We start from the raw sequence: 26,569 nt of genomic DNA, 5'->3' as shown, positions 1-26,569 counted from the left end.
TGCGGGCAAGCCAAACGTCACGGTTTTACCGTGTTAGCGCGTGAATTTAGGGAATATTCAAAAAACAAAAGTCGTCACGGAGCAAAGTGGTACGGAAGGCGATTGAAATATTAGCGCGCCCGGCGTAAACCGGGCGCTGCAGGTCAGGCGATACGCAGCGTTGACTGTGCGATGCAGCGGCGTATTTCTACCGGTATCGATTTGGAGGTCGGAGTGCCAGTGCCATCACCAAAGCTGGCCAGTGGCACCAGTGGGTTGGTCTCGGGATAATAAGCCGCCAGATTGCCGCGTGGGATATCGTAGCTCACCAGTTTGAAACCGCTCACCTTGCGGGTGATACCGTCATTCCACAGGGTTTCGATCTCTACCAATTCGCCGTCCTGCATATCCAGAACGGCCAGATCTTCCGGATTTATAAACAGCACTTCTCGTTGGCCATATACGCCACGGTAACGGTCATCCAGCCCGTAGATGGTGGTGTTGTACTGATCGTGCGAGCGCAAGGTCTGCAGTGTGAAGGGGGCCTGGCGACCGTCTAACTGCGGGAACAGGCTGTCTGGCAACGGGGCAGCGCCGAATTCCGCTTTGCCGCTGGGGGTCGCGAAGCGTAGTTCAGCGGCGGCGTTACCCAGATAGAAACCACCCGGTTGCTCGCAACGACGGTTGAAATCCTCGAAGCCGGGAATGGTGGCGGCGATGTGATTGCGGATCAACGAATAGTCATCTGCCAATTCCAGCCAGTCGAGTTGTTGGCTGCCCAGTACTGCATCGGCAATTCCGCAGACAATGGCGGTTTCCGAGCGCTGGGTATCCGCCAGGGGTTTCCCGACGCCTTCAGATGCATGCACCATACTGAACGAGTCTTCCACCGTGATGTACTGCGGGCCGCTGGCCTGCAAGTCCTGTTCGGTTCGGCCGAGGGTCGGCAGGATCAACGCGTCCTTGCCGGTCACCAGATGGCTACGGTTAAGCTTGGTACTGATATGCACCGTCAGGTCGCAGCAGCGCAGGGCGCGGGCGGTGCGTTCGGTGTCCGGTGCGGCGGCGGCCAGGTTACCGCCCAGTGCCAGCAACACCTTCACTTCGCCACGCAGCATGGCTTCAATCGCCTTTACGGTGTTATGGCCCGGCTCGCGTCGCGGTGAGAAGTTAAAATGTTGTTCCAGGCTGTCGAGCAGCGCCTTGGGCGACTTCTCATCGATCCCCATGGTGCGGTTGCCCTGCACGTTGCTGTGGCCGCGTACCGGGCACAGACCGGCCCCCGGTTTGCCTAACTGACCGAACAGCAGTTGCAGGTTGGTGATTTCACGTACCGTCGGCACCGAGTGTTTATGTTGGGTCACGCCCATTGCCCAGGTGCAGATCACGCGTTCGGCACCCTGATAAATGGCCGCCGCCTGGCGTAGTTGCGCTTCGCTGAGGCCGGACTGCTGGGTGATTTGCTCCCAGGAGGTGGCATCCACCTGGGCCAGATAGTTCTCCACGCCGACGCTGTGCTGTTCAATAAAAGCCAGATCGAACAGGCCTGGCTCACCGGCAGCCAGGCACTGACGGTGGCCTTCTAGCAAGGCTTTCACCATACCGCGTACCGCGGCCATATCTCCGCCGAGGTTGGGTTGGAAATAGGACGAACTGATCGGTGATGACTTGGGCGTCAGCATTTGAATCGGGCTTTGCGGATCGGCAAAGCGCTCCAGCCCACGTTCGCGCAGGGTGTTAAAGCTGACGATACGTGCACCACGGCTGGCAGCGTTTTTCAGGCTGTGCAGCATGCGCGGGTGGTTGGTGCCGGGGTTCTGACCAAATACGAAGATGGCGTCGGCCTTTTCAAAGTCATCCATACGGATGGTGCCTTTACCCACGCCGATACTTTGTTTCAGCCCGACGCCGCTGGCTTCGTGGCACATGTTGGAGCAGTCAGGAAAGTTACTGGTGCCGAGCATGCGACCAAACAGTTGATACAGATAGGAGGCTTCGTTACTGGCGCGTCCCGAGGTATACAACTCGATCTGGTTCGGATTATCCATTTGCCTGATGTGCTGGGCAATCAACGCCAGCGCGTCTGGCCAACCGATCGGCTCATAGTGGTCGGTTTCGGCGTTATAGCGCATCGGGTGGGTGAGGCGGCCCTGATATTCAAGAAAGTAATCGCTTTGTTGCTGCAGAGTGCTGACGCTGTGGGCGGCAAAAAATTCCGGTTCGACCGCATTACGCGTGGCTTCCCAACTGACCGCTTTGGCACCGTTTTCGCAGAAGCTGAAGGTGCTGTGATTATCATCGCCCCAGGCACAGCCCGGGCAGTCGAAACCGCGGGCCTTATTTACGCGCATCAGGTTACGCAGGTTTTTCAGCGTCTGTTTGCTGTCGAGCACATAGCGAGTGGTGGCTTCGAGTGAACCCCAGCCGCCCGCCGCACCTGTATAAGGCTTTATTGACGGTTTAAATTTCATCTTGGTCTTCGCAGGTGGTTGTAGCTAAAAAGTGAACGCTTTTTTAAGCGCTTTCAGTGTTTATGTCACAAGTTTAGGAGGGCGCGGCTTCAGCGTCTAATCGAATGGGGCTATGGCGGCATAGAGCCGGTTTATCGCATGCGCGGAGCGGGCAAACAAATGGTTGCATAATGACATGGGCTGAAAAAGAGTAATGATTCCGCTTTCGTCACAACTAACGCATTCTATGCCTATGATTATATTGGCATTTTATTTTGCCCGTAGAGCCTGAGGAACAGCAATTAAAGCGTTCAGTATTGGTGGTGATAACCGGAATTTTGCTGCCTTCGGCGGTATAGGCGGCAGATGTGCCACTCAACTTTCCCCTCATGACACCACCGGCGAGAGACGCCGCCTCTTACGTGCTGATGGATTACACCACCGGCCAGGTATTGGCACAGGAAAATGCCGATCAAAGGCGTAATCCGGCCAGCCTGACCAAGCTGATGACCGGGTTGGTGATTGATCACGCGCTCGATCACAAGATAGGTCTGGATGATGTGGTACCGGTGGGGAAAGATGCCTGGGCTGAAGGTAATCCGGTATTCAAAGGGTCATCGTTGATGTTTTTAAAACCCGGTGACAGGGTCACGGTTCGTGACCTCAGCCGTGGCATTATTATTGCCTCCGCGACCGAAGGCGACCGTCGGCTGATTGCTGTGGTGATGGGCGGCAAAAGTTCGAAAGGGCGCAAAGAACAGGCGCGTAAACTACTGACCTGGGGTCTGCGTGATTTCGTTACCCTGCATTTGTTCAGTGCCGGGCAAAGCCTGGGGCAGGAGAAAGTGTGGGACGGCGATCGCCATGAGGTTGCGGTGGGCAGCCGGCAGGATCAATATCTCAGTCTGCCGAAAAGCGAAGCGGACAAACTGAAGGCGCAATATGTGATCAAGATGCCGCGTCTTGATGCCCCGCTGGCTCAGGGGCAGCCGGTCAAGCAGGGCGGCATGTTCTCGAGCCTGATGGACTATGTGAAGTTGAAAGTCTAACCCTCGGGGCGCAGTGCTCTGCGCCCGAAATCCTGCAGCGATGATATACTCAGGCCAGTGATGACTTGTTGAGCCGTTTTATGGATATTAAGCAACTGATCTACCTGTGTAATCTCGAGCGTGAGCGCCATTTCGGGCGTGCGGCGCAAGTTAGCTTTGTCAGCCAGCCAACGCTATCCATGAGGCTGAAAAATCTGGAAAAAGAGCTGGGTGTCTCGTTGATCAATCGCGGTAACAATTTCGAAGGTTTTACCGCCGAAGGTGAACGAGTGCTGTCGTGGGCGCGTGAGATTGTCTCAGTCTATCAGGGGCTGAAGCTGGAGGTGGAGTCACTTAAGCACGGCCTTAACGGTACGCTGCGCATCGGTGCCGTTCCTCAATGCAGCATTTCGTTGGCTCAAATGTTAAAGGCGGTCAGCGAGCGTTTTCCGCAGTTGGACTACCGGGTGTCAGTGTTGAGCGCCGATCAGCTGCTGGAGGCGTTGACGGCGCATACTGTGGATATCGGCATCGGCTTCTTTGAGCTTTCCACATTGCAGGAGCTGCATTTCCAGTCGCAGCCATTGGCGGACGCCGGCGTTGAATTGGTATTCCACCCTGAGTACTTCCCCGAACTAACAGGGGATGCACCAATGACGCTGGAGGAGGTGGCCGCACTGCCGCTGTGCCTGGCGGAACCGACGCGCTACTTCCGCCGCTACCTTGATCAAAACTTCCGTGAAGCAGGTTTGACGCTGCATGTACGTATGGAAACCACCTCGATATTCCAATTGCTGCAGGGTATTTTTGTTGGCCTGGGCTGCGGATTGTTTCCGCCAGGCAACCTGTTGCCGTCGATGATGCCGGAGCTGCAACACCGGCCGATTACCATCGCAGCCATGTCACGCCATGCCGCCGTGGTCACCGCCGAACCGGGGCGTGCATCGCCATTGGCGCAGCACTTTTTTGATGCCGCGCGCGGTTGGCTGTTGCGGTAACTATTCCGCCTGGTTTTCGCTGAGGTGCTGTGTGTCCCCCAGGGTTTGGCGTAAGCGGTTCTCCCAGGCGTAGAGTGCCCCGGTGAGGATCACGTCCAGCGCCTGAGCCTGATTCATCCCACTGTTAAACAACGGCTGCACGCTACGCGGAGTAAATTTTTCCGGCGTGCGAGTCAGATCTGCAGCCACGCGGACCACCGCCTGATGAACCGGGTTATCGGTGCTCTCCAGCCCATGATCAATATTGTCGAACAGGGCACAGACCAATACATCATGCTCAATATCCTGCGCTACGGTGGAGGCACAGTAGCGGCTGCCGTTAATGCGGGAAACCGCTAGCGTCGCCAGTGCCTTCAGCCGCGCGGAAAGGCCATAGCCATCGGCGTTGATGCTGTTAAATACGCCGTTGCGTTCGCGTAGCGCGGGGGCATCGTGGGCCAGTAGCAGATAATAAGACTCGCTGCGGGCGTCGGGGTGGCTTTGATCCAGCACGTCAAGCTGTTCAGCGCATGCCTCTTCCAGCACCACCGATGGCAGCCGTGCATGCCATGTCTGTTCTTCCGTCGTGAAGGCCACACTTTCAGCCTCCGCTATGTTCGGGAAACCGGGCACCACGCCAGTAGGGCGTCCGGCTAATGCGGCTACGCCGGCCACCACTCGAGCCTGATAACTGACAAAGCCGATAATCTGCGAAAACGTCACAATATCCGCCGGGCTGAGCCCGACGTCGCTGAGCTGCTGCAATGCTTTTGGGCAAATCAGGGTCGGCTGACCGGCAAGCTGGCGGGCATATTGGGTGATTTGCGCCAGGCGGATATTGCTTTCACGTGAGGCATCAGGGCTGTGCAGCGGGGCGAGGCGGGCAGCGTAATGACTACAGAGGGATTGCACGCCGGTCACCTGTGCCACCGTCAGCGCAGTGCTGAGACGGTCGTAAGGTGACAATGTCACTAATCGCGTTAATTCTACCCGATCTGGGAACAGTACGTGGTAACTGGCCAGCGAGGCGTTAAACACCCCGGCGCGTGCAGTCAGTGCTGTATTCAGCGCTTCGTCGGCAAAAGCGCCCAGCCCCAGCAGGAAGCGATCGCGGATACCGGCCACCTGGGGTTCCAGCGGTTGGTCACCGCGCACGCTGCTTTGGGTTTCGTGATACCACTGGGCATTATGTTGTCGACGTAGTAGTTCCATAGGGGATAGTCCTTAATCAAGCACAATAGCCACCGCTGCAAAAGGCAACGGCGGCAAGATAAAAAGGCAATCTGCCCGCAGAGAGGCGCGGCATGGCAGGATCAACGCTGACCGTCGCAACATAGTGCTTGGCCATAAACAGAGAAACCTGCGGCTAAAGCGAGCAAAAACTGCGCGAGTTGGCGATGGCGAGGGCTGTTCATCAGTGCGATATCCTGTCGTTTAAGAAGCTCAACGTAGGGGATATCCTCACCGATTCAATTGACGAGATAAAATAATGTTAAGTGCTAATCAATAACTGAATGGAATAAAATATAATGAGATATAACAAAAATGTAATTTGTATTTGAGGATATTGGCTAAGCCATGCCGGGTAGATCAACAAGTCTGTCCGGCATGGCTTAAGCGGACGTCACCCTCTCCAGGGGGAGAGGGCTGGGGTGAGGGGCTCATGCATCGCAGGCGTTCAGGATAACCGAAGGATCAGAACCTGCCGCCATCGCGCCGCCAGGCGTCCGCGGTGAGGGCTTCCCCAAAGTGGCTGGCGATCAGGCGTTTGGTCAGTTCGTGCAGAGGGGAAGCCAGTACTTCAGCGGTACTACCACGTTCGACAATTTCCCCTTCGTGCATCACCATCACCTGATCGCTGATATGCTTCATCATCCCCAAATGCTGGGTCACGTAGATATAGGAGATGCCGTGTTTCTCCTGCAGCTCCAACATCAGGTTGATGATCTGCGAGCGCATCGACATATCCAGGGAGGCCAGTGCCTCATCGGCAACGATCACCTTGGGTTGCAGGATCAGCGCACGGGCCAGCGCAACTCGCTGTTTCTGTCCAGAGGCCAGCATGTGCGGGTAATAATTGGCGTGGTCCGGCAACATACCTACCTGGCGTAGCGTCTGGTTGATGTGTTGCTCGCGCTCCGGGGCCGCCATTTCAGTATTCAGCCGCAGCGGAGCATCCAGCAGTTGGCCAATCCGCTGGCGCGGATTGAGCGAAGTGCTCGGATCCTGAAATATCATGCGAATGCGCTGGCTACGATAGCGATAGTCACCATAGTTGAGTCGATGATCGTCGATCAGCAGTTCACCGGATGAAGGCTCAACCATGCCGGATAACATCTTGGCCAACGTCGATTTGCCGGAGCCGTTCTCGCCTATGATGGCCAGCGTTTGTCGCTCACGCAGGGTAAAGCTGACCGATTTCACCGCCTCAACGTGCTGGCGGCGAAACAGCCCGGTGCGGTAGCGGTAGGTTTTGCTCAGATTACGCACTTCCAACAGCGTTTCCATGTTATTGCTCCTCCATGTTCAGCGGGAAGTGGCAGGCGAACAGGTGGTTTTTTACCGGGCGCAGGCGGGGTGTTTCAATGCACTTTTTCTGGGCATAAGGGCAACGCGGCCCCAGGCGGCAACCGATAGGTAAATGCTCCAGCGACGGAATGGCACCCGGTAGAGTGTTGAGACGGCTTTTATGCGGCAATGCGCGGCCGAAGTCCGGCATTGAGCGGATCAGTGCCTGGGTGTAAGGATGGTGCGGTGCGGCCAGCAGGTCTTCGCACTGAGCGCTTTCCACCGTTTGGCCGCAGTACAGTACGTTGACCCGATCTGCCCATTTACTCATCATTTGCAAATCGTGGCTGATCAGCAAAATGGTGGTGTTATTGTTTTGGTTCAGGCGCGCCAGCAGGCGGAAAATCTGGGCCTGGGTGGTCGGCTCCATGGCGTTGGTGGGTTCGTCTGCAATCAGCAGGCGTGGTTGGTTGGCCAGGGCGATGGCGATCATCACTTTCTGGCATTCGCCGTCGGTCAGCTCATAGGGGAAGCTGACCATAATGTCCTTGTGATCCTTGATACCCACGCGGTGCAGTAGCTCAATGGCGCGGCGTTTACGCCAGTTAAAACGTTGCCACCAACGACCTTTATAGGTCCAGCCAGGGATCGCCTGCGCCAACTGGCGGCCAATGCTCTCGGACGGATCCAGACAAGACTGCGGCTCCTGGAAGATCATCGAAACGTTATGCCCGACCAGTTTGCGCCGTTCACGCGGGGTCAGTTGCAGCAGATCGATATCGTCAAAACGGAAACGGTCGGCGGTAACGCGCCAGTTGTCTTTGGTGACGCCGCAAATTGCCTTGGCGATCAGGCTCTTGCCTGAACCGGATTCGCCCACCAAACCACGGACTTCTCCTTCGCTCAACGTCATGCTGACACGGTCAACCGCTTTGACCGGCCCTTCGGCCGTCATAAATTCAATCGTCAGGTTGCGGATATCAAGTAATGGCATTATTCCACCCCCGTATTGATTGCGCGGCGCATACCATCGCCCAACAGGTTAACCAGCAGCACGCTGATCAGGATCGCGGCACCGGGCAGCATCACCGTCCAGGGGGCAACATACACTAGCTCCAGTGAGTCGCCGAGCATGGCTCCCCATTCCGGAGACGGGAGTTGTGCACCGAGATCGAGGAAGCCGAGTGCGGCAATATCCAGGATCGCCATCGACAGCGCTCGGGTGAATTCAGTCACCAGCACCGCCACAATATTGGGCATTACGGCATACCACAGGATTTGCAGCGTAGAGGCGCCATCCAGACGCACCGCAACCACGTATTCTTTCTCCAACTCGTCATGTACTGCGCTGTAGATAGTGCGCACCATGCGTGGCAATAACGCCAGCCAAACGGCCAGCATAGCGTGTTCGAGTTTGGGGCCGAGGAACGCCACTACCACAATCGCCAGCAGCAGCGAAGGGATCGAGAGCAAGGTGTCGAGAATATGATTGAGCACCGCAGAGCGAAAACCACGGGTTACGCCGGCAAATACCCCCAGGATCACCCCGACAAAGGATGCGGCCACGGTGACCAGTAGTGCGGCACCGTAAGTGGCGGCGGTACCGGTCAGCAGACGGCTGAGAATATCGCGGCCCAGGTCGTCAGTACCCAGGAAGAAGGAAACGTTGCCGTAACGCGACCAGGAGGGTGGTAGCAGCTGATAGCCCAGGAACTGTTGATCGAGCGCATAAGGCGCCAGCAGGCTGCCGAACAGGGAAAGCAGCAACAGCGCTATCACGCCGTAAAAGCCAATCATCGCCAGTGCATCACTGTAAAAAATCCGCCAGGTGTAGAGCAGCGGACTCGGCATTTTCTTTTCGCGGTATACGTTATCTAAGGGCATACCATTCCTTATGTTTCAATGGGTTGGTGGCCGCGCCCAAGATATCGGCCAGCACGTTAATGGTGATCACCAGCGTGCCCACCACCATGACGCCGGCGGAAATCGCCGCGTAATCCTGCTGGCGGATGGCGTTAATCATCCAGCGCCCGAGGCCCGGCCAACTGAACACAACTTCGGTGATCATCGCCAGCGTCAGCATGGTGGAGAACTGCAGGCCCAGTTTGGGCACGATCGGCGGCAGTGCATTATGCAGCACGTGGCGGCGGATAATGGTAAAACGGGACAGCCCACGGGTAGCGGCGGCCTTAATGTAGTTCTGGTTGAGCACGTCGTCGGTGCTGATACGCATCAGGCGCACTACCTCGGTGGTCGGTGCCACCGCCAGTGCGGCAATCGGCAGGATCATATGACGTAGCGCGCTGCCAACCATTTCGCTGCGATAGGGCGAATCAGATAGCCAGGCGTCAATCAGGGCAAAGCCGGTGATCGGTTTAACCTGATACAGCAGATCGAAACGGCCGGAAACCGGTAGCCAACCGAGGTGCAGTGAGAAAAACAGCATCAGTAGCAGCGCCAGCCAGAACACCGGCATCGAGAAACCGAGCAGCGCAAAGGTACTGATGGCGGTGTCCTGCCATTTGCCGCGCATCACGCCGGCAATAATCCCCAGGGGAATGCCAATAAATAACGCCAGGGTGAAAGCCAGAATGCACAGCTCCATGGTCGCCGGGAACACTTCACGAAGTTGTTCGCTGATGGCCTGACCGTTAATGCTGGAGACGCCAAAATCCCAGTGCAACAGGCTGACAAAGTAAAACTGATAGGCATCCAGCAGGGCGGCGCCGTTCAGCGGAGCACGCGGTGTGAAATAGCTCAGGCTAAAGCTGACCAGCGTCAGGAAGAACAGCGTGATCAGCAGCAGCAGGCAACGGCGTAAGGTAAAGATAATCACTTTTTCTGCCCCTGGGCAGATTCACGGAACACGCCGGCAAATGACGCATTGCCGAACGGGCTCAGAACCAGTCCCTTGATGTCGTAACGATAGGCCTGCAGGCGCAATGAAGACGCCAGCGGCAACACTGGCAGTTGTTGTTCGAGAATTTTCTGCGCCTTCTGATAGTTTTCGATTCGCTGCGCCAACTGCTGCGAAAGCAGGGCATTTTGCAGCACTTCGTCAAACCCCGGGTCACACCAATGAGCATAGTTGGTTTGTGAGCGGATTGCCGCGCAGCTCAGCAGCGGCCGGAAGAAGCTGTCCGGGTCGTTACTGTCGGTGGCCCAGCCGGTCAGGGTCAGGTCGTGATTCATCTCCATCAGCCGGGCTTCCTGGAAGCGACCTTCAACCGGCACTATGGTGACTTTGATCCCCACCTGGGCCAAATCGGCCTGGATCAGCTCGGCGGTCTTCAGCGGGCTGGGGTTGTAGGATTGCGACGCGGTAGGTACCCACAAGCGCAGGTTGAGTGACTCAGCGCCTGCCTGTTTCAGCATTTCTCGTGATTTGGCCGGGTCAAACTCGGTGATGTGCGCATCATTGTCGTACGCCCACGAAGCGCGCGGCAAAATCGAAGCGGCGGTTTCTGCCGTGCCGTAGTAAATCGACTGCATCAGACGCTGGTTATTGATTGCCAGTGAAATTGCCTGGCGGACTTTCAGGTTGTCCAGCGGCGGTTTGCGGGTGTTAAACGCCAGGTAAGCGATGTTCATCCCCGGACGCAGCGTCAGGCGCAGGCGTGGGTCATCACGTAAAATAGAAAGCTGGCTGGCGGCTGGATAGGCCAGCACATCACACTCGCCGGTCAGCAGCTTCGACAACCGACCGGTGCCACCGGCACCCAGATCGATCACCACCTGCGGCATACGTGGTTTACCTTTCCAGTACAGGTCGTTGCGAGCCAGACGAATATATTGCCCGGAGCGATATTCATTCAGCAGGAAGGGACCGCTACCGACAGGTTCACGGTCGATCATCTCCTGACGGCCTTCACGCGTCAGGTTGTCAGCATATTCCGCCGACAGCACCGGCGCATAGTGGGTCGCGATATGCCACAGGAAGGAGGCGTCCGGTACCTGCAGGCGGATCTCGACCGTGTACTCGTCGAGCTTTTTCACGCTTTGCACCGAGTCGCCGAACTGAAGACTGTCGAAGTACGGATACTCGCCACCGTTGACGTCATGGTATGGGTGCTTCTGGTTAAACACGCGCTCAAAGCTGAATACCACGTCGTCGGCGTTCATCTTACGGGTCGGCGTGAACCAAGCGGTGGCCTGAAAGGGCACATCTTTTCGCAGATGGAAGCGGTAGGTCGCGCCGTTATCCAGCACTTCCCAGCTTTGCGCCAGTTCGGGGATCAACCGATAAGTGTAGGGGTCAACATCCAGCAGACGGTCGTACAGCTGTGCGGCCAGGGTATCGACCGTCAGGCCGCTGCTGGCCATCTGCGGGTTAAAGGTGTTCAGTATGCCGCTGACACAATAGACAAAGCCGCTTTGGCGGATGTCCGGCAGCGGGGAGTCCACGGCGGGCGCAGGAGGTGTTGAGGCCAGGGCGGTGCTCGCCAGGCAACTCAGCGACAAAATCCAAAGGGGTAAACCACGCATAGAGGCTTCATGGGTTAATAAGCAATAGCCTTAGTGTATCGCACTCTGACGAACAGCCCAATCCATTGAGCAAAATGGCTGAGTTTTCTGCTACTTGATTGAACAATTCGCCGTCACGGGCAAAAATAACTAAATTGATATGTTATAACATAACAAAATAATGTTACCTTTCTCTGGCAATGTATCAATAATCGCAAGGGGATGTATGAACAAGGTTGCACTTCCGCCAACCCAGTCGCTGCCGGATGCACAGGCCTGGCAGGGGGCCATGAGTGATGTCGGACTCGATTGGGTAGGGATGCAAGGGATCGCGCTGCCGCTGGAGTTGGTGGGCAAGCCGCTAATGGCAAAGGTTAATGCCGGGCTCAATCTGCGTGCCAGTCGCTATGGCGCGCGTGGAATACATATGTCGCGTCTGTACCTGATGCTGGATGAATTGACTCAGGGCGAACTGACGCCACAACGTATTGCTGACACGCTGCGGGCTTTTCTGGCGTCGCAGCCGGAACACAGTGACAGTGCCGGCCTGAGTATCAATGGCGAATTGTTGTTGTCGCGTCCGGCGCTGCTGTCGGCACATCGCGGCTGGAAAGCTTATCCACTGAAAATTGACGCCAGGCTAAGCGCCGGGTTAACCCTGTCGCTGACGGTGGGCGTGCCCTATTCCTCTACCTGTCCGAGTTCGGCAGCGCTAAGCCGTCAACTGGCGCAGCAACAGTTTCAGTTTGATTTCGAACAGACCGCGGACAAAGTCTATCAACAGCAGGTTATTGATTGGCTGGGTGAACAGGGCATGCCTGGCACGCCGCATAGCCAGCGCAGTTGGGCCTGGGTGACGGTCACGCTCAATGAGGGCGAAACCGAATTGCCGGTGGTCAATTTAATCGATCGCATCGAGCATGCGCTGGGCACACCGCTACAGACGCTGGTGAAACGTCAGGACGAGCAGGCATTTGCCTTGGCTAATGGCCAGAACCTGATGTTCTGCGAGGATGCTGCGCGCCGCTTGTATCGGATGCTGCGCAGTCAGTGCAATCACCGAGCTTTTTCATTGCGTGTGGAGCATCAGGAAAGCCTGCACGCCCACAATGCGGTGGCGGAGTTAAGCTGGCAGGAGGCTGAAAATGTTGCGTAAAAACCCCAGTGGTCATCTGCCCCAGGTTTCATCGAAAGCCTACATCGATCCTACCGCCATTATTTGCGGCCGGGTGATTGTCGAAGATTTTGTCTACGTCGGCCCCTATGCCGTGATCCGTGCGGACGAACTGAATGCGGCCGGAGACATGGAGCCGATCATTATCGGTTCCCATTCCAATATTCAGGACGGCGTGGTGATCCACTCGAAAAGCGGCGCCGCGGTCACCATCGGCCGCTTCAGTTCAATCGCCCATCGCGCCATTGTCCATGGCCCGTGCCGCATTGAAGATCGGGTGTTTATCGGCTTTAACAGCGTGCTGTTTAACTGCCATATCGGCTCCGGCTGCGTGGTGCGCTACAACGCGGTGGTAGACGGCGTGACGTTGCCGGAAAATCGGTATATCCCGTCAACCGAGCGTGTCGGTGCCGACAGCGATCTGTCGCTTTACCCGCAGGTCGATCGCGGCGCACTGCAATTTTCTGAAGAAGTGGCCGCTACCAACGTTGAACTGGTGCGCGGTTACCAGGCATTACGCAATGAGTTTTGAATGAGGCCCTCCATGAATCCATTACCCGTAACCGTGCTTTCCGGCTTTCTCGGCGCCGGTAAAACCACGGTGCTGAACCATATTTTAAATAATCGCCAGGGTATGCGCGTGGCGGTGATCGTCAACGACATGAGTGAAGTGAACATCGATGCCGCGCTGGTCGAGAACGAAGTCCAGCTCGACCGCCAGCAGGAAAAGCTGGTGGAGATGAGCAATGGCTGCATCTGCTGCACGCTGCGTGAAGACCTGTTGATTTCGGTACGCGAACTGGCGCAGGCCGGCCGCTTTGATTATCTGCTGATCGAGTCCAGCGGTATCTCCGAACCCTTACCGGTAGCGGAGACCTTCACCTTTGAGGATGAGCAGGGCGAAAGCCTGTCGCACTTTGCTCGTCTGGATACCCTGGTCACTGTGGTGGACGGGGTCAACTTTATCCAACAGTACCAGCAGGCGCAGTCGCTGCAGGAGGTGGGGCAAAGCCTGGGCGAGGATGATTTGCGTAGCGTGGCCGATCTGTTGATCGAACAGATTGAGTTCTGCGACGTGATGCTGGTAAGTAAAACTGATTTGCTGACCCCGGAACAACAGGGCGAAGTGATGGCGCTGCTTGCCAGCCTGAACCCGGATGCCAAAATCATCGCTATCTCTCCCGGCAAACTGCCGCTGGAGGCGGTATTAAACACCGGCAGTTTCAGCTTTGACAAAGCGCAGCAGGCGCCAGGCTGGCTTAAGGAACTGCGTGGTGAGCACCTGCCTGAAACGGAGAACTATGGCATCAGTAGTTTTGTTTATCGGGCGCGTCGACCTTTTGCACCGGATAAATTCTATCGGGTGATCAACGGAGACTGGGGCGGTGGCAAGCTGCTACGCTCCAAAGGGTTCTACTGGTTGGCGACGCGTCCGCGTCAGGCCGGGCAGTGGAGCCAGGCCGGTGGCATCGCCCATTATGGGTTGGCAGGGACTTTCTGGCGTGCTATCGCGCAGGAAAACTGGCCGCAGGATGAAGAGACCCAGGCACAGATTATGGAGAAGTGGGTGGAGCCTTTTGGCGATATGCGCCAGGAACTGGTGTTTATCGGGCAGAACCTGCCGCAGGCCGAAATAACCCGTTTGCTGGATGCCTGCCTGCTGAACGACGAGGAAATGGCGGCGGGTGTCGGCTACTGGCATGAGATGGCCGATCCCTTCCCTGAGTGGTAATTGCACAATGACAGTGTGGTAATGAGAAAAATTCTCAACAAAGCGCTTTACAGGTGATACTGATAACTATTATCATCGCCAGGCAGTTCACGGAAGGCTACAGCTTGTGGCTCTGCTGTGAAAGGCACGACATTGCTCACATTGCTTCCAGTGTTTTTTAAGCCAGCTCGGGTGCTGGCTTTTTTTTGCCCGTTATTCCTCCTCTGCCTCGCCATTTTGCAACAGCGCGTGCTTTTTCAGCATGCCGCGCAACTGGTGATAGGTCAGCCCCAGCAGCTCCGCCGCCTTACGCTGATTAAATCTTCCTTGTTGCAGCGCGGCCTCGATTAGCGATTTTTCCTGCGCCAACTGCCAGGCTTTTAAATCCAGCGGCAGGGCTGGTCGCTCCGCGAGCGTTTCGCGCTCCATGGGCAATGGCATAGTTTCCCTCTGGGCGAAGGGGTTGATGATTATCTGATCCAACGCGCTGTCACTGGTACCGTGCCGATACACCGAACGCTCCACTACATTTTTCAGTTCACGTACGTTGCCCGGCCAGTGATAGCCGAGCAGGGTGTCTCTGGCACGTTCGGTAAAGCCAGGGAACAGCGGCAGCGACAACTCGCGGCACATCTGAATCGCAAAGTGCTCTGCCAGCAACATGATGTCTTGCTGTCGCTGGCGCAGTGGCGGTAACTGCACCACGTCGAATGCCAGTCGATCCAACAGGTCGGCGCGGAATTTGCCCACCGTCGCCAATGCGGGCAGATCGTCGTTGGTGGCACACACCAGCCGCACGTCAACCTGCAGCGGCTGGCTGCCACCGACGCGCTCCAGGTGGCCGTATTCAATCACCCGCAGCAGTTTTTCCTGCACCAGCATGGGTGCAGTGGCCAGTTCGTCGAGAAACAGCGTGCCGCCGTCGGCCCGTTCAAAGCGGCCCAGATGGCGCTTCTGCGCGCCGGTAAAGGCCCCGGCCTCGTGACCGAACAGCTCGGAATCCAGCAGGTTTTCATTCAGGGCCGCGCAGTTAAGTGAGATAAACGGCCCCTGCCAACGGTTGGACAGGTAATGCAACCGGTGGGCAATCAGTTCTTTACCGGTGCCGCGCTCACCGATCACCAACACCGGTTTGTTCAACTTTGCCAGTTGTGAGACTTGCTCCAATACTTCGACAAAGGCATTCGCTTCGCCCAACAGGTTTTCTAACTGTTCGCTCATGATGAAATTCGCCAATGTTTGGTGAAAATAATCACTCTACAGTAAGCTCATAGAGAGTCAAAAATAAATAAGCTTTGTTATTCAATGAAGTAAAAGTTGGCACGGGTTTTGATTAACTATTAAGGAAATCTGTATGACCAACGCGGCGCTTCAGACGCCATCAGAACCAAGAGGAAGTGAATTATGGGTATTTTTTCTCGTTTTGCCGACATCGTGAACGCCAACATTAATACGCTGCTGGATAAGGCGGAAGATCCGCAAAAGCTGGTGCGTTTGATGATCCAGGAAATGGAAGACACGCTGGTTGAAGTCCGTTCTACCTCAGCGCGTGCGCTGGCGGAGAAAAAACAGTTACTGCGTCGTATCGAGCAGGGTGAAAACCAGCTTAGCGATTGGCAGGACAAAGCTGAACTGGCACTGCGTAAAGAGAAAGAAGATCTAGCCCGTGCGGCATTGATCGAAAAACAAAAAGTGGCCGGCCTGATCACTACGCTGACGCATGAAGTGTCCGTCGTAGAAGAAACGTTGGCACGTATGAAAAGCGAAATCGGCGAGCTGGAAAACAAGCTGACCGAAACCCGCGCTCGTCAGCAGGCGTTGACCTTGCGTCACCAGGCGGCATCCTCTTCCCGTGACGTGCGCCGTCAGCTCGACAGCGGCAAGCTGGATGAGGCGATGGCGCGTTTCGAGCAGTTCGAACGCCGTATCGACCATATGGAAGCCGAAGCGGAAAGCGTTATCATCGGTAAAAAGAAATCTCTGGATCAAGAGTTTGCCGAGCTGAAAGCCGACGACGCCATCAGTGAGCAACTGGCTGCGCTGAAAGCCAAAATGAACCGCTCTGAGTAAGGCGACAGCGGCCACGGTGGGTGGCCGCCCACCAAGACGCATTAAGAAGGAAAAGAAATGAGTGCTCTATTACTTGCCATTCCGTTGACAATCTTTGTGTTGTTTGTCGCACCGATTTGGCTTTGGCTGCATTATAGCAATCGGCAACAAAACGGCATTCAACTGAGCCATCAGGAGATGCAGCGACTGGCGCAACTGGCCGAAGATGCCAAGCGCATGCGTGAACGTATTCAGGCGCTGGAAGAGATCCTTGATGCAGAACACCCGAACTGGAGACAGTCTTGATGAACAACACTCTGGGCAGTAAAAAGCTTTATCGCGTTCCTGAAGAAGGCATGCTGAAGGGCGTCTGCGCCGGTCTGGCCCATTATTTTGACGTGCCGGTACGCCTGATCCGAGTGATCGTGGTGTTGTCGATGTTCTTCGGACTGTTCTTCTTCACCCTGATCGCTTATTTCGCACTGGTATTTGTGCTGGATGAAGCACCGGCCAGCCGATTTGAGGGCGAGCAGCAAAAAACACCGCGCCAATGGCTCGACCAGTTAGAGTACGAACTGGGCAGCGGTGAACAGCAACTGCGACAGGTTGAACGTTATGTTACGTCGGACACTTTCGGCGTACAGAGTCGCTTCCGCAAGTTGTAATCCCCGCCTTTGCGCGTAATGACCTGCGCTCGGCGCAGGTCAGGCATCGGACCTGACATCATCCTTTTGAACCAAACCGTGCCGGAGGGCTTTGATAATGAAAAAAACCTATGCCGTAAATGCCGTTAAATCCGATGGATTTAAACAAGGGGCAGGTGCAATGTTGAAGACATTGTCTAAAGTCATCATCATAGCGCTACTCAATTACGGCCCGGCTGGGGCGGCCGGCTGGCTGCTGCGCACCGTCGGTCGCAAACCGCTTCGCTTTGTCCTGGCGCTGGTGCTGGAACCGCTGTTCCGCAAAGGGCTGAACAAGGTATTTGGGCGTTATGCCAAGGAGAACAATGAAACGACTGCAAAATGAGTTAACGTCTCTGGTCAACCGCGGGATGGATCGCCATCTGCGTCTGGCGGTGACCGGCCTGAGCCGCAGCGGCAAAACCGCCTTTATCACCGCTTTCGTCAACCAATTGCTGCATGTTCACAGCGGTGCCCGCATGCCGCTGTTCTCGCCGGTGCGTGAAGAACGTCTGCTGGGCGTGAAGCGCATTCCACAGCGCGATCTCGGTATTCAGCGTTTTACCTATGATGAAGGGCTGGCACAGCTTTATGGCACTCCGCCGAGCTGGCCGACCCCGACACGTGGCGTCAGTGAAATTCGCCTGGCGTTGCGTTATCGTTCCAACGATTCACTGCTGCGTCATTTCAAAGACACTTCAACGCTGTATCTGGAGATTGTCGATTACCCCGGCGAATGGTTGTTGGACTTGCCGATGCTGGAACAGGACTATCTGGCCTGGTCGCGACAAATGGCCGGTTTGCTGCAGGGCGATCGCGCCGAGTGGGCTAGGCCTTGGCTGGAACTGTGCAAAAGCTGCGATCCGCTGGCACCCGCCGATGAAAATAAACTGGCGGCCATCGCCCAGGCCTATACCGATTATCTGCTGCGCTGCAAAAGTGAAGGGCTGCATTTTATTCAGCCGGGCCGCTTTGTGTTGCCGGGCGATCTGGCCGGTGCGCCAGCATTGCAATTCTTCCCGTGGCCAAACGTCGACAGCCTTGGTGAATCCAAGCTGGCGCAGGCGGATAAACACAGCAACATCGGCATGCTGCGTGCGCGTTTTAACTATTACTGTCAGACCATCGTTAAAAACTTTTATAAAGAACACTTTGTCCGTTTCGATCGCCAGATTGTGCTGGTGGATTGCCTGCAGCCTCTTAACAGCGGCCCACAGGCATTCAACGATATGCGACTGGCGCTGACCCAACTGATGCAGAGTTTCCACTATGGGAAGCGCACACTATTCCGCCGCTTATTTTCACCAACCATCGATAAACTGATGTTTGCCGCCACCAAGGCCGATCACATCACCGCCGATCAACATGCCAATTTAGTGTCGTTGCTGCAGCAACTGGTGCAGGAAGCCTGGCAGAACGCGGCGTTTGAGGGCATCAGCATGGACTGCGTCGGACTGGCCTCGGTGCAGGCGACCGAGAGCGGTATCGTCGACCATCAGGGGCAGCGCATCCCGGCGCTGAAAGGCAATCGTCTGGACGACGGCGCACCGCTAACGGTGTTCCCCGGCGAAGTGCCGGCCCGTTTGCCGGGGCCGGCGTTCTGGCAAAATCAGGGCTTCCATTTTGATGAGTTCCGTCCAAGAGCGATGAGTGTGGACAGTCCATTACCGCATATCCGTCTGGACGCGGTGATGGATTTTTTACTGGGGGATAAATTGCGATGAGCGAGCCGATAAAACCACGTATCGATTTCGAACAACCGTTGGAGCTGCCGCAGGAGCCGGTGCTGCGTGCCAACGTTGCTTTTGACGAACAGCAGGCGGAACACTTTTTCCCGGCGGCACCGGAGCTGCAGCAGGAAGAGGAAGAAGGGCGTGCCGAAGGCATTATCAATGCAGCCCTGAAACCCAAACGCAGTCTGTGGCGCAAAATGGTTACTGCGGGGTTGACGCTGTTCGGTGTCAGCGTGGTGGCGCAGGGCGTGCAGTGGGTGCATACCGCCTGGGTACAGCAGGATTGGATCGCCATGGGCGGTGGCGTGGCGGGTGGGTTGATTGTTTTCGCTGGGGTAGGTTCGGTAGTGACCGAATGGCGTCGCCTATACCGTCTGCGTCAGCGTGCAGAAGAACGAGATGTGGCACGCGAGCTGTTACACAGCCACGGATTGGGCAAAGGGCGTGAATTCTGCGAAAAACTGGCGCGCCAGGCCGGTCTCGATCAGGGGCATCCGGCGTTGCAACGCTGGCAGGCTTCACTGCATGAAACTCAGAACGATCGCGAAGTGGTAGCGCTGTACGCCAAGCTGGTGCAACCGGTGCTGGATAACCAGGCGCGGCGTGAAATCAGCCGTTCGGCGGCGGAGTCTACCTTAATGATCGCCGTCAGCCCGTTGGCGGTGGTGGATATGGCGTTTATCGCCTGGCGTAATATCCGGCTGATCAACCGTATCGCCGCGCTGTATGGCATTGAACTGGGTTACTTCAGCCGTCTGCGCTTGTTCCGCCTGGTGCTGTTGAATATCGCCTTTGCCGGAGCCTCTGAACTGGTACGCGAAGTGGGCATGGACTGGATGTCGCAAGACCTAGCCGCCCGACTGTCCGCCCGAGCGGCGCAGGGCATCGGTGCCGGTTTGCTGACCGCCCGACTCGGTATCAAGGCGATGGAGCTGTGCCGTCCGCTGCCCTGGCTGGAAGGGGAAAAACCGAAGCTGGGTGATTTCCGCAGCCAACTGATTGGCCAGTTGAAAGACACCATGAAAAAGAGCGATAACAAAGCCAAATAATCTGCCCACGGCGTCTATTCAGGCGCCGTGGTTATTTTTACCGCAATGACTTTCCCCGCTAACGCCGATACGTAACCCGCACTTGACGGAAGACGATCCCCCTGTAAATACATTATATTTATCTGCAAATTTACTGGCGGTTATGATAAATCTCTACTGATAAGCTAAAATGACGCCGATGGTGTTATTCACTTGCGTTTAAAATCATCAACAACAGCGATAAATCAGAGTTCTGTCAACTTTTGCTGACAGATTGCTTCTACCGCTTGGGGTGAGAGAGTATCATCATCTTCAGTCATCCCCGCACCTGCAGAGATAAGGCCAATACTGATGCGTTTGGAAGTTTTTTGCGAAGACCGGATCGGTCTGACTCGAGAGTTACTCGATCTTTTGGTATTGCGCAGCATAGATTTACGTGGCATCGAAATCGATCCCATCGGCCGCATTTACCTCAATTTTTCCCAACTGGATTTTGACACCTTCCGCGCGCTGATGGTGGAAATCCGCCGCATTGCCGGCGTGACCGATGTGCGCACCGTGAATTTCATGCCGTCTGAACGCGAACATCGCGCACTGCGCGCGCTGTTGGAGTCTATGCCTGAGCCGGTGTTCTCGATCGATATGAAAGGCAAAGTCGAACTGGCCAACCCGGCAGCGCAGGCGCTGTTTGGGCTTAGCGAAGACAAAATCCGCAACCAGACGGCCACCGCATTGATTGGCGGTTATAACTTCAATCGGTGGCTGGAGAGCGAACAGACGGCGCCACAATCGGAGCGGGTGGTGATCCGCAGTCAGGACTTCCTGATGGATATCACGCCAATCTACCTGGAAGACGAAAACCAGCAGAATGCCGCCGTAGGTGCGGTAGTGATGCTGAAGTCCACGGCCCGGATGGGGCGTCAGTTACAGAATCTGTCGGTGAACGACGATACCGAGTTTGATCATATCGTTGCCGCCAGCCCGAAAATGCGCCACGTGCTGGAGCAGGCGCGCAAGTTGGCGATGCTGGATGCGCCACTGTTGATTGTCGGCGACACCGGCACTGGCAAAGATATTCTGGCCCGGGCCTGCCATTTGCGCAGCCCGCGTGGCAAGCAGCCGTTCCTGGCGTTAAACTGCGCCGCATTGCCGGATGATGTAGCGGAAAGTGAGCTGTTCGGCCATGCGCCGGGAGCTTACCCGAATGCGCTGGAAGGCAAGAAGGGCTTCTTCGAACAGGCGAATGGCGGTTCGGTGTTGCTCGATGAAATCGGTGAGATGTCGCCGCGCATGCAGACCAAACTGCTGCGTTTCATTAACGACGGTAATTTCCGCCGCGTGGGTGAAGAACACGAAGTCCATGTGGATGTGCGGGTGATTTGCGCGACGCAGAAAAACCTGACCGAACTGGTACAGCGTGGTGAGTTCCGCGAGGATCTCTATTATCGCCTTAACGTTTTGACCATCACCATTCCGCCGCTGCGTGAGCGTCCGCAGGACATCATGCCGCTGACCGAACTGTTTGTGGCGCGTTTTGCCGATGAGCAGGGCGTAGCGCGGCCAAAGCTGGCGGGCGATCTGGGTAGTTTCCTCAGCAAATATGGCTGGCCTGGCAACGTGCGACAGTTAAAGAACGCCATTTACCGGGCATTGACGCAAACCGAAGGTTTCGAACTTCGTCCGCAGGACATTGTACTGCCGGAGTTCGAGGTTGAAATGTCGCTGGGCGATGAGGTGATGGACGGCTCGCTTGATGATATCAGCAAACGTTTTGAGCGTTCGGTGCTGACCCGTTTGTACCGTACTTATCCAAGTACCAGAAAACTGGCAAAACGCCTGGGCGTTTCACATACCGCGATTGCCAATAAGTTGCGCGAATATGGGCTCAGTAGCCGTAAGCCTTCCGGGGAAAACGAAGAATAAAAAAACGGGCGCCATAAGCGCCCGTTTCAACGTTTAGAGGCCGGCAATCGTCGGCCTTCTGGCATTACTTCAATGCAGCCAGCGCCGCATCGTAGTTCGGCTCGGTGGTAATTTCATTTACCAGCTCGCTGTACAGCACGTTGTCCTGGCCATCCAATACCACAATCGCACGTGCGGTCAGGCCTGCCAGCGGGCCTTCAGCGATTTCAACGCCGTAAGCCTGTTTGAATTCTGCGCCACGCAGCGTGGAAAGGGTGACTACATTGTTCAGGCCTTCTGCACCGCAGAAACGTGATTGGGCGAACGGCAGGTCGGCCGAGATGCACAGCACCACGGTGTTATCCAGGCCGCTGGCCAACTGATTGAATGTACGTACCGAAGTTGCGCAAACGCCGGTATCAATACTTGGGAAAATGTTCAGAACTTTACGTTGACCCGCGAAGCTGCTCAGCGCCACGTCCGACAAGTCTTTGGCAACCAGTGAGAAGGCTTTGGCTTGTTCGCCGGTTTGTGGCAGGTGGCCTGCAACGCTAATCGGGTTGCCTTGAAAATGTACTGTCTGAGTCATTAGCTTGATTCCTTTTACAGGTGTTTATACAAAGGGCATGAACCTAATAAAAGGGCTTTATGGCCACTTTTAACATTAGGTTCACACCCTGGCATCAGTTTATGTCAACAATTGTGGGTTGGATAGATAAAGTTTGCTAAATAGTTGTATATATTAGAATGTGTCCAAAAAAAAACCACGCGTTTGCCCGATTTTATGCGCAATTTCCGTTCAGGAGCCATTATGAGAAGCATGCGTTTTTACCCAGAAGCCTGGCCGTTGCATACCGCCTTTGTTATTGCCCGTGGCAGCCGCACTGAAGCCAAAGTAGTGGTGGTCGAAATTGAGCAGCAGGGCGTGCGGGGTATTGGTGAATGCACACCTTATCCGCGTTATGGTGAAAGTGAGACTTCGGTGATGGAGCTTCTGGCCGAAGTGGCTACGGCTGTCGAGCAGGGCGTGACGCGCCAGCAACTGCAGCAGCTAATACCGGCCGGCGCGGCACGTAATGCGGTGGATTCCGCCTTATGGGATTTGGAGTGTCAACTGAGCGGTCAGAGCCGCTGGCAACGCAGCGCTGTTGCCGAGCCGGAACGCATTCTGATGGCGCAAACCGTCAGCATAGGTTCGCCAGAAGCCATGGCCTTTGCCGCGCGTGAACTTGATCAGCAAGGGGCACGCGTGCTGAAAATCAAACTGGACAATCATCTGATCAGCGAACGGCTGGTGGCGATCCGTGCGGCGGTGCCGGATGCCACGTTGATTGTTGATGCCAACGAGTCCTGGCAGGCGGAAGGGCTGGCGGCGCGCTGCCAACTGTTGGCAGATCTGGGTGTGGCGATGCTGGAGCAACCGCTGCCGGCGACGGATGACAGCGCACTGGAGAACTTTATTCACCCGTTGCCCATTTGCGCCGATGAAAGCTGCCACACCCGTAGTGATTTACCCAAGCTGGCCGGTCGTTATCAGATGGTCAATATCAAGCTGGATAAAACCGGCGGCCTGACCGAAGGACTGGCGCTAGCGCAGGAAGCGCGGCAGCAAGGGTTCGCTATTATGCTTGGTTGCATGTTATGCACTTCGCGGGCGATAAACGCCGCATTGCCGCTGGCACCGGGCGCGCGATTCGTCGATTTGGACGGCCCGACCTGGCTGGCTAATGACGTTGAACCGGGGTTGAATTTTGAATGTGGGGCGATTAATCTCGCCCCATAGCCGATTTAGCCTGGGTAAGTCAGCAATTCTACCATCGCGTTAAGGTATTTTTCGCTGGCGGCATCGGCCGAGATCGGCGGGAACTCTGCGGTAATGCAAGGCAGTGACAAATCGGCGCACCAACTGCCGAAAGATCCCGGCGTTTCGTAACCGACGCTGGTGACCAGCGGCAGGGCAAACTTATGCGAAAGCCAGACGCCGAGCTGGGAACTGGCCGGGTCTTCAATACAGGCCAACGGCTCGTGGAACGACACCACCCAGTGTGGTTTCAACCGATGGATCAGATGACACAATCCCTGGGTTTCCGGTTCGGAGCCTGGGCGGCCACCGGTGGAGAGTTTTACATCCCGCGCTTGCGCCGCACTGTTCCAACGATAAACCGTATCCCCGGATCGCCAGTTGGCTGCCGGGAAGTTACGGTTCAAATCGACCCCGTTAGCGTTGGCGCGCAGCCCGAGCTGGCAACCGTCGGGATTGACTGCCAGTACCACATGGTGACGCAACTGGTTGGGTGCAATGCTGCGCAGTGCGCAGGATAGGGTAACGATAGCGGCGCTCTCATCACCGTGGGTGCCGGCAATAATCAGCCCGGTTTCCGGGCCGTTAACGGCCGCCGGGAAATAGAGCAGCGGTGCACCTAACAGCGAACTGCCGTAATTCTCTCCTGCAACGGCCAATTGGCCACGTTCACTGCGCGGTCGATGCTGGATCATGATGTAGTCCCTGATTTAAAGGTCGAGAGTGATTATCATTTTATTCAGTGTATTACGCTTTCACTTAACTTTCCCAGAGCAATTGTTCGCTATTGCTTGATATATGAACTGTGCGTTAGCGCAGGTAACAATAAAACCCCGCCATCTATTTCGCTGTTGTTATACTATCGGCAAAGCTAACCAAACAGGGGATTTAACATGCCAGTAGCCAGAATAGTTGCCAGCTATAGCGAAAATGATAAGGATACCATCACGCTGCTGTGCGGCGTGGACGAGGAAAACCAGATCCGTCAGGGTGAATGGTTTGGCGTGGTGAAGAATGACGACGGGCGTGGCGATGAGTCCAACTATCCGTTTACCTTGCACGTCGATTACCAGAAAAACAGCTTCTATCTCGACTATGGTTTTGACGATGCCGAGTCGCGCCAGATGCAGAAAACCGATATTCATGCCAAGCCATTGACCGAGAAAGGCTTCTTCACCATTTTTGATGAAGAAGAGGGTGAAGAATTTAGCTACCGCATCAATAGCATTCACCTTTACGACTAATAAAGCCGACTAACAGAAAATGCCCGTATCGACATCGTCGTACGGGCATTTTTATTGCCTGGCCCCCAGTTTTTACATCTTGTCCGCCGGGAACTCTAGGTGAGACTAATCTTGTGCTATAAGATAAAAAATTCAGATGGTTAACGGGGGATGAATCAGAATGACGAGAAAAAAAATTCAACAGGGTTTTCGTTTGGCGCTGTGTGCCGTGGCGATTGGCGCAGGATTGAGCAGTGCAATGGCGGCTCAGGTTCCCCCAGGTACTACGCTGGCGGAGAAACAGGAAATAGTTCGCCATATCAAAGATGAGCCGGCCTCACTCGATCCGATCAAAGCGGTTGGTCTGCCGGAAGCGCAATTGGCGCGCGATCTGTTTGAAGGGCTGGTGAACCAGGATGCCAACGGCAAGGTGATCCCCGGCGTCGCCACCCGCTGGCAAACCACCGATAACCAAACCTATATTTTCACCCTGCGTAAAGATGCGCGCTGGTCTAACGGTGACCCTGTCACGGCGAAAGACTTCGTTTACAGTTGGCAGCGGCTGGTTGAGCCGAAGAACTTGTCACCTTTTGCCTGGTTTGCCCAGTTGGCCGGCATCCAAAACGCCGATGAGATCATTACCGGCAAGCTGCCCGCCGATAAGCTGGGCGTCACTGCGCTGGATGATTACACCTTCAAAGTGCAATTGAACAAACCGGTGCCGTATTTTGTCAGCCTGACGGCTAACTTCAGCCTGTTCCCAGTCAACAAGGCAGTGGTAGAGAAATTTGGCAACGACTGGACCAAGGTTGGTAATTTGGTCGGTAACGGCGCGTTTAAACTGCAGGAGCGGGTCGTTAACGAGAAGCTGGTACTGACGCCAAACGATTACTATTGGGATCATGCGCACACGGTATTGACCAAAGTGACCTTTGTACCGATCAACCAGGAATCCAACGCCACCAAGCGTTATCTGGCCGGCGATATTGACATCACCGAGTCCTTCCCGAAAAACATGTACCAAAAGCTGCTGAAAGATATTCCGGACCAGGTCTATACCCCGGATCAGCTCGGCACCTATTATTATGCTTTTAATACCCAACGCGCGCCGACTAACGATGTGCGGGTGCGCAAGGCATTGTCTTACGCTATCGATCGCAAAATTATCGCCGAAAAAGTGTTGGGGACCGGTGAAAAACCGGCTTACCACTTCACTCCGGATGTCACCGCCGGGTTTAAGCCGGAAGTGAGCCTGTTACAGCAGCAATCACAGACGGAGCTGGATGCCCAGGCCAAGGCGTTGATGCAGGCGGCCGGCTATGGCCCGAACCATCCGCTGAAGCTGACGCTGCTATACAACACTTCGGAAAGCCATCAGAAAATTGCGATTGCCGTGGCTTCCATGTGGAAGAAAACGCTCGGTATTGACGTTAAGCTGCAAAACCAGGAATGGAAAACCTATATCGATAGCCGTAACACCGGCAATTTCGACGTAGTGCGTGCTTCCTGGGTCGGCGATTACAATGAAGCCTCGACCTTCCTGTCGCTGTTAAGCTCTACTCATAGCGGTAATATCGCCAAATTCAAGAGTGCGGATTACGACAAACTGCTAGCGCAGGCCAGCCGCGAAACCAGTCCGGCAGCCTTGACCACAGACTACAACAAACTTGAGCAGATCATCGCCGAGCAGGCACCGATCGCGCCAATTTATCAGTACACCAACGGCCGACTGATCAAACCCTGGGTGAAAGGCTACCCGATCACCAATCCGGAAGACGTGGCTTACAGCCAGACGATGTATATTTTGAAGCATTGATTTTGCGCTAGTCCCATGTGTTGCCATAAAACCCCGCATTAGC

At 55.6% G+C, this 26,569-nt stretch carries 25 protein-coding genes; 15 read left to right on the top strand and 10 right to left on the bottom strand.

All coding sequences use genetic code 11. The annotated features are described in order from the left end of the window. Positions 1–143: 143 nt before the first annotated feature. Positions 144–2,450 (bottom strand): FdhF/YdeP family oxidoreductase, encoded by a 2,307-nt coding sequence (locus ACUTQ5_RS13485; protein ID WP_445651669.1) that lies wholly within the window; start codon positions 2,448–2,450, stop codon positions 144–146. 347 nt (positions 2,451–2,797) lie between these two features. On the opposite strand from ACUTQ5_RS13485, the gene ACUTQ5_RS13480 reads away from it, so the two are divergent. Both ACUTQ5_RS13480 and ACUTQ5_RS13475 read left to right on the top strand, forming a co-directional pair. Beyond that, positions 2,798–3,478 (top strand): hypothetical protein, encoded by a 681-nt coding sequence (locus ACUTQ5_RS13480; protein ID WP_445651668.1) that lies wholly within the window; start codon positions 2,798–2,800, stop codon positions 3,476–3,478. Positions 3,479–3,558: 80 nt separating this feature from the next. Continuing rightward, complete coding sequence (locus ACUTQ5_RS13475; RefSeq protein ID WP_445651667.1) at positions 3,559–4,455, top strand: LysR family transcriptional regulator; 897 nt, start codon at positions 3,559–3,561, stop codon at positions 4,453–4,455. Here the strand turns inward: ACUTQ5_RS13475 and ACUTQ5_RS13470 are convergent, their stop codons facing one another. The 6 genes from ACUTQ5_RS13470 to sapA form a co-directional block, all read right to left on the bottom strand. Beyond that, positions 4,456–5,646: a CMD domain-containing protein gene (locus tag ACUTQ5_RS13470; protein WP_445651666.1), complete on the bottom strand. Its 1,191-nt coding sequence runs from the start codon at positions 5,644–5,646 to the stop codon at positions 4,456–4,458. 483 nt (positions 5,647–6,129) lie between these two features. Beyond that, positions 6,130–6,942, bottom strand: coding sequence for a putrescine export ABC transporter ATP-binding protein SapF (gene sapF, locus ACUTQ5_RS13465; RefSeq protein WP_099062884.1), 813 nt, complete (start codon positions 6,940–6,942; stop codon positions 6,130–6,132). Position 6,943: 1 nt separating this feature from the next. After that, the gene (gene sapD / locus ACUTQ5_RS13460; protein WP_445651665.1) at positions 6,944–7,936 is read right to left on the bottom strand and encodes a putrescine export ABC transporter ATP-binding protein SapD; all 993 of its coding nucleotides are present in this window, start codon (positions 7,934–7,936) and stop codon (positions 6,944–6,946) included. Beyond that, positions 7,936–8,826 carry a putrescine export ABC transporter permease SapC gene (sapC, locus tag ACUTQ5_RS13455; protein ID WP_445651664.1) on the bottom strand — a complete coding sequence of 297 codons (891 nt, stop codon included), beginning with the start codon at positions 8,824–8,826 and terminating at the stop codon, positions 7,936–7,938. Before sapC ends, sapD begins: the two co-directional genes overlap by 1 nt. After that, complete coding sequence (sapB, locus tag ACUTQ5_RS13450; protein WP_445651663.1) at positions 8,813–9,778, bottom strand: putrescine export ABC transporter permease SapB; 966 nt, start codon at positions 9,776–9,778, stop codon at positions 8,813–8,815. The genes sapC and sapB overlap by 14 nt, the downstream gene beginning before the upstream one ends. Continuing rightward, positions 9,775–11,427 (bottom strand): ABC transporter substrate-binding protein SapA, encoded by a 1,653-nt coding sequence (gene sapA, locus ACUTQ5_RS13445; RefSeq protein ID WP_445651662.1) that lies wholly within the window; start codon positions 11,425–11,427, stop codon positions 9,775–9,777. Before sapA ends, sapB begins: the two co-directional genes overlap by 4 nt. 205 nt (positions 11,428–11,632) lie before the next feature. Between sapA and folE2 the strand changes: the two genes are divergently transcribed. Genes folE2 through zigA form a run of 3 tightly spaced genes read left to right on the top strand, consistent with a single transcriptional unit; the run spans position 11,633 to position 14,312 of the window. Beyond that, positions 11,633–12,562, top strand: coding sequence for a GTP cyclohydrolase FolE2 (gene folE2, locus ACUTQ5_RS13440; protein WP_445651661.1), 930 nt, complete (start codon positions 11,633–11,635; stop codon positions 12,560–12,562). Beyond that, positions 12,552–13,112, top strand: a complete 561-nt coding sequence (locus ACUTQ5_RS13435; RefSeq protein WP_445651660.1) for a carbonate dehydratase — start codon at positions 12,552–12,554, stop codon at positions 13,110–13,112. The genes folE2 and ACUTQ5_RS13435 overlap by 11 nt, the downstream gene beginning before the upstream one ends. A gap of 12 nt (positions 13,113–13,124) precedes the next feature. Continuing rightward, positions 13,125–14,312, top strand: coding sequence for a zinc metallochaperone GTPase ZigA (gene zigA, locus ACUTQ5_RS13430; protein WP_445651659.1), 1,188 nt, complete (start codon positions 13,125–13,127; stop codon positions 14,310–14,312). A 192-nt stretch (positions 14,313–14,504) separates the two neighbouring features. On the opposite strand, the gene pspF is transcribed toward zigA, so the two are convergent. After that, complete coding sequence (gene pspF / locus ACUTQ5_RS13425) at positions 14,505–15,512, bottom strand: phage shock protein operon transcriptional activator (RefSeq protein ID WP_445651658.1); 1,008 nt, start codon at positions 15,510–15,512, stop codon at positions 14,505–14,507. Between the two features lie 183 nt (positions 15,513–15,695). Here pspF and pspA point away from each other — a divergent pair, with 183 nt between their 5' ends. The 7 genes from pspA to tyrR all read left to right on the top strand — a co-directional run bounded on the left by pspA (position 15,696) and on the right by tyrR (position 21,707). Beyond that, entirely contained in the window at positions 15,696–16,361 is a 666-nt protein-coding gene (pspA, locus tag ACUTQ5_RS13420) for a phage shock protein PspA (RefSeq protein WP_445651657.1), read from the top strand. Positions 16,362–16,418: 57 nt separating this feature from the next. Continuing rightward, the gene (gene pspB, locus ACUTQ5_RS13415; RefSeq protein ID WP_012145351.1) at positions 16,419–16,646 is read left to right on the top strand and encodes an envelope stress response membrane protein PspB; all 228 of its coding nucleotides are present in this window, start codon (positions 16,419–16,421) and stop codon (positions 16,644–16,646) included. Next, positions 16,646–17,005, top strand: a complete 360-nt coding sequence (pspC, locus tag ACUTQ5_RS13410; protein WP_445651656.1) for an envelope stress response membrane protein PspC — start codon at positions 16,646–16,648, stop codon at positions 17,003–17,005. Before pspB ends, pspC begins: the two co-directional genes overlap by 1 nt. Positions 17,006–17,102: 97 nt before the next feature. Further along, positions 17,103–17,369, top strand: a complete 267-nt coding sequence (pspD, locus tag ACUTQ5_RS13405; protein WP_445651655.1) for a phage shock protein PspD — start codon at positions 17,103–17,105, stop codon at positions 17,367–17,369. After that, a complete protein-coding gene (locus ACUTQ5_RS13400; protein WP_445651654.1) occupies positions 17,350–18,747 on the top strand; it encodes a YcjX family protein in 1,398 nt (465 codons plus the stop codon). Before pspD ends, ACUTQ5_RS13400 begins: the two co-directional genes overlap by 20 nt. Beyond that, positions 18,744–19,805: a TIGR01620 family protein gene (locus ACUTQ5_RS13395; protein ID WP_445651653.1), complete on the top strand. Its 1,062-nt coding sequence runs from the start codon at positions 18,744–18,746 to the stop codon at positions 19,803–19,805. Before ACUTQ5_RS13400 ends, ACUTQ5_RS13395 begins: the two co-directional genes overlap by 4 nt. A gap of 330 nt (positions 19,806–20,135) precedes the next feature. Beyond that, on the top strand, positions 20,136–21,707 hold the full coding sequence (gene tyrR / locus ACUTQ5_RS13390; RefSeq protein WP_445651652.1) for a transcriptional regulator TyrR: 1,572 nt from the start codon (positions 20,136–20,138) through the stop codon (positions 21,705–21,707). A gap of 64 nt (positions 21,708–21,771) precedes the next feature. Here the strand turns inward: tyrR and tpx are convergent, their stop codons facing one another. Next, positions 21,772–22,275 (bottom strand): thiol peroxidase, encoded by a 504-nt coding sequence (gene tpx, locus ACUTQ5_RS13385; RefSeq protein WP_445651651.1) that lies wholly within the window; start codon positions 22,273–22,275, stop codon positions 21,772–21,774. A gap of 222 nt (positions 22,276–22,497) precedes the next feature. Between tpx and ycjG the strand changes: the two genes are divergently transcribed. After that, positions 22,498–23,469 (top strand): L-Ala-D/L-Glu epimerase, encoded by a 972-nt coding sequence (ycjG, locus tag ACUTQ5_RS13380; protein ID WP_445651650.1) that lies wholly within the window; start codon positions 22,498–22,500, stop codon positions 23,467–23,469. A gap of 5 nt (positions 23,470–23,474) precedes the next feature. Here ycjG and mpaA read toward each other — a convergent pair whose 3' ends face one another. After that, the gene (mpaA, locus tag ACUTQ5_RS13375) at positions 23,475–24,182 is read right to left on the bottom strand and encodes a murein tripeptide amidase MpaA (protein WP_445651649.1); all 708 of its coding nucleotides are present in this window, start codon (positions 24,180–24,182) and stop codon (positions 23,475–23,477) included. 198 nt (positions 24,183–24,380) lie between these two features. Here mpaA and ACUTQ5_RS13370 point away from each other — a divergent pair, with 198 nt between their 5' ends. Both ACUTQ5_RS13370 and ACUTQ5_RS13365 read left to right on the top strand, forming a co-directional pair. Next, the gene (locus tag ACUTQ5_RS13370; protein WP_445651648.1) at positions 24,381–24,731 is read left to right on the top strand and encodes a hypothetical protein; all 351 of its coding nucleotides are present in this window, start codon (positions 24,381–24,383) and stop codon (positions 24,729–24,731) included. Positions 24,732–24,891: 160 nt separating this feature from the next. Then, the gene (locus tag ACUTQ5_RS13365; RefSeq protein ID WP_445651647.1) at positions 24,892–26,526 is read left to right on the top strand and encodes a peptide ABC transporter substrate-binding protein; all 1,635 of its coding nucleotides are present in this window, start codon (positions 24,892–24,894) and stop codon (positions 26,524–26,526) included. The last annotated feature ends 43 nt before the right edge of the window (positions 26,527–26,569 follow it).

The organism is Serratia sp. NA_112.1 (assembly GCF_052691715.1).
Note: the sequence above shows the minus strand (reverse complement) of the source record. Positions and strands in the feature narration are given on the sequence as shown.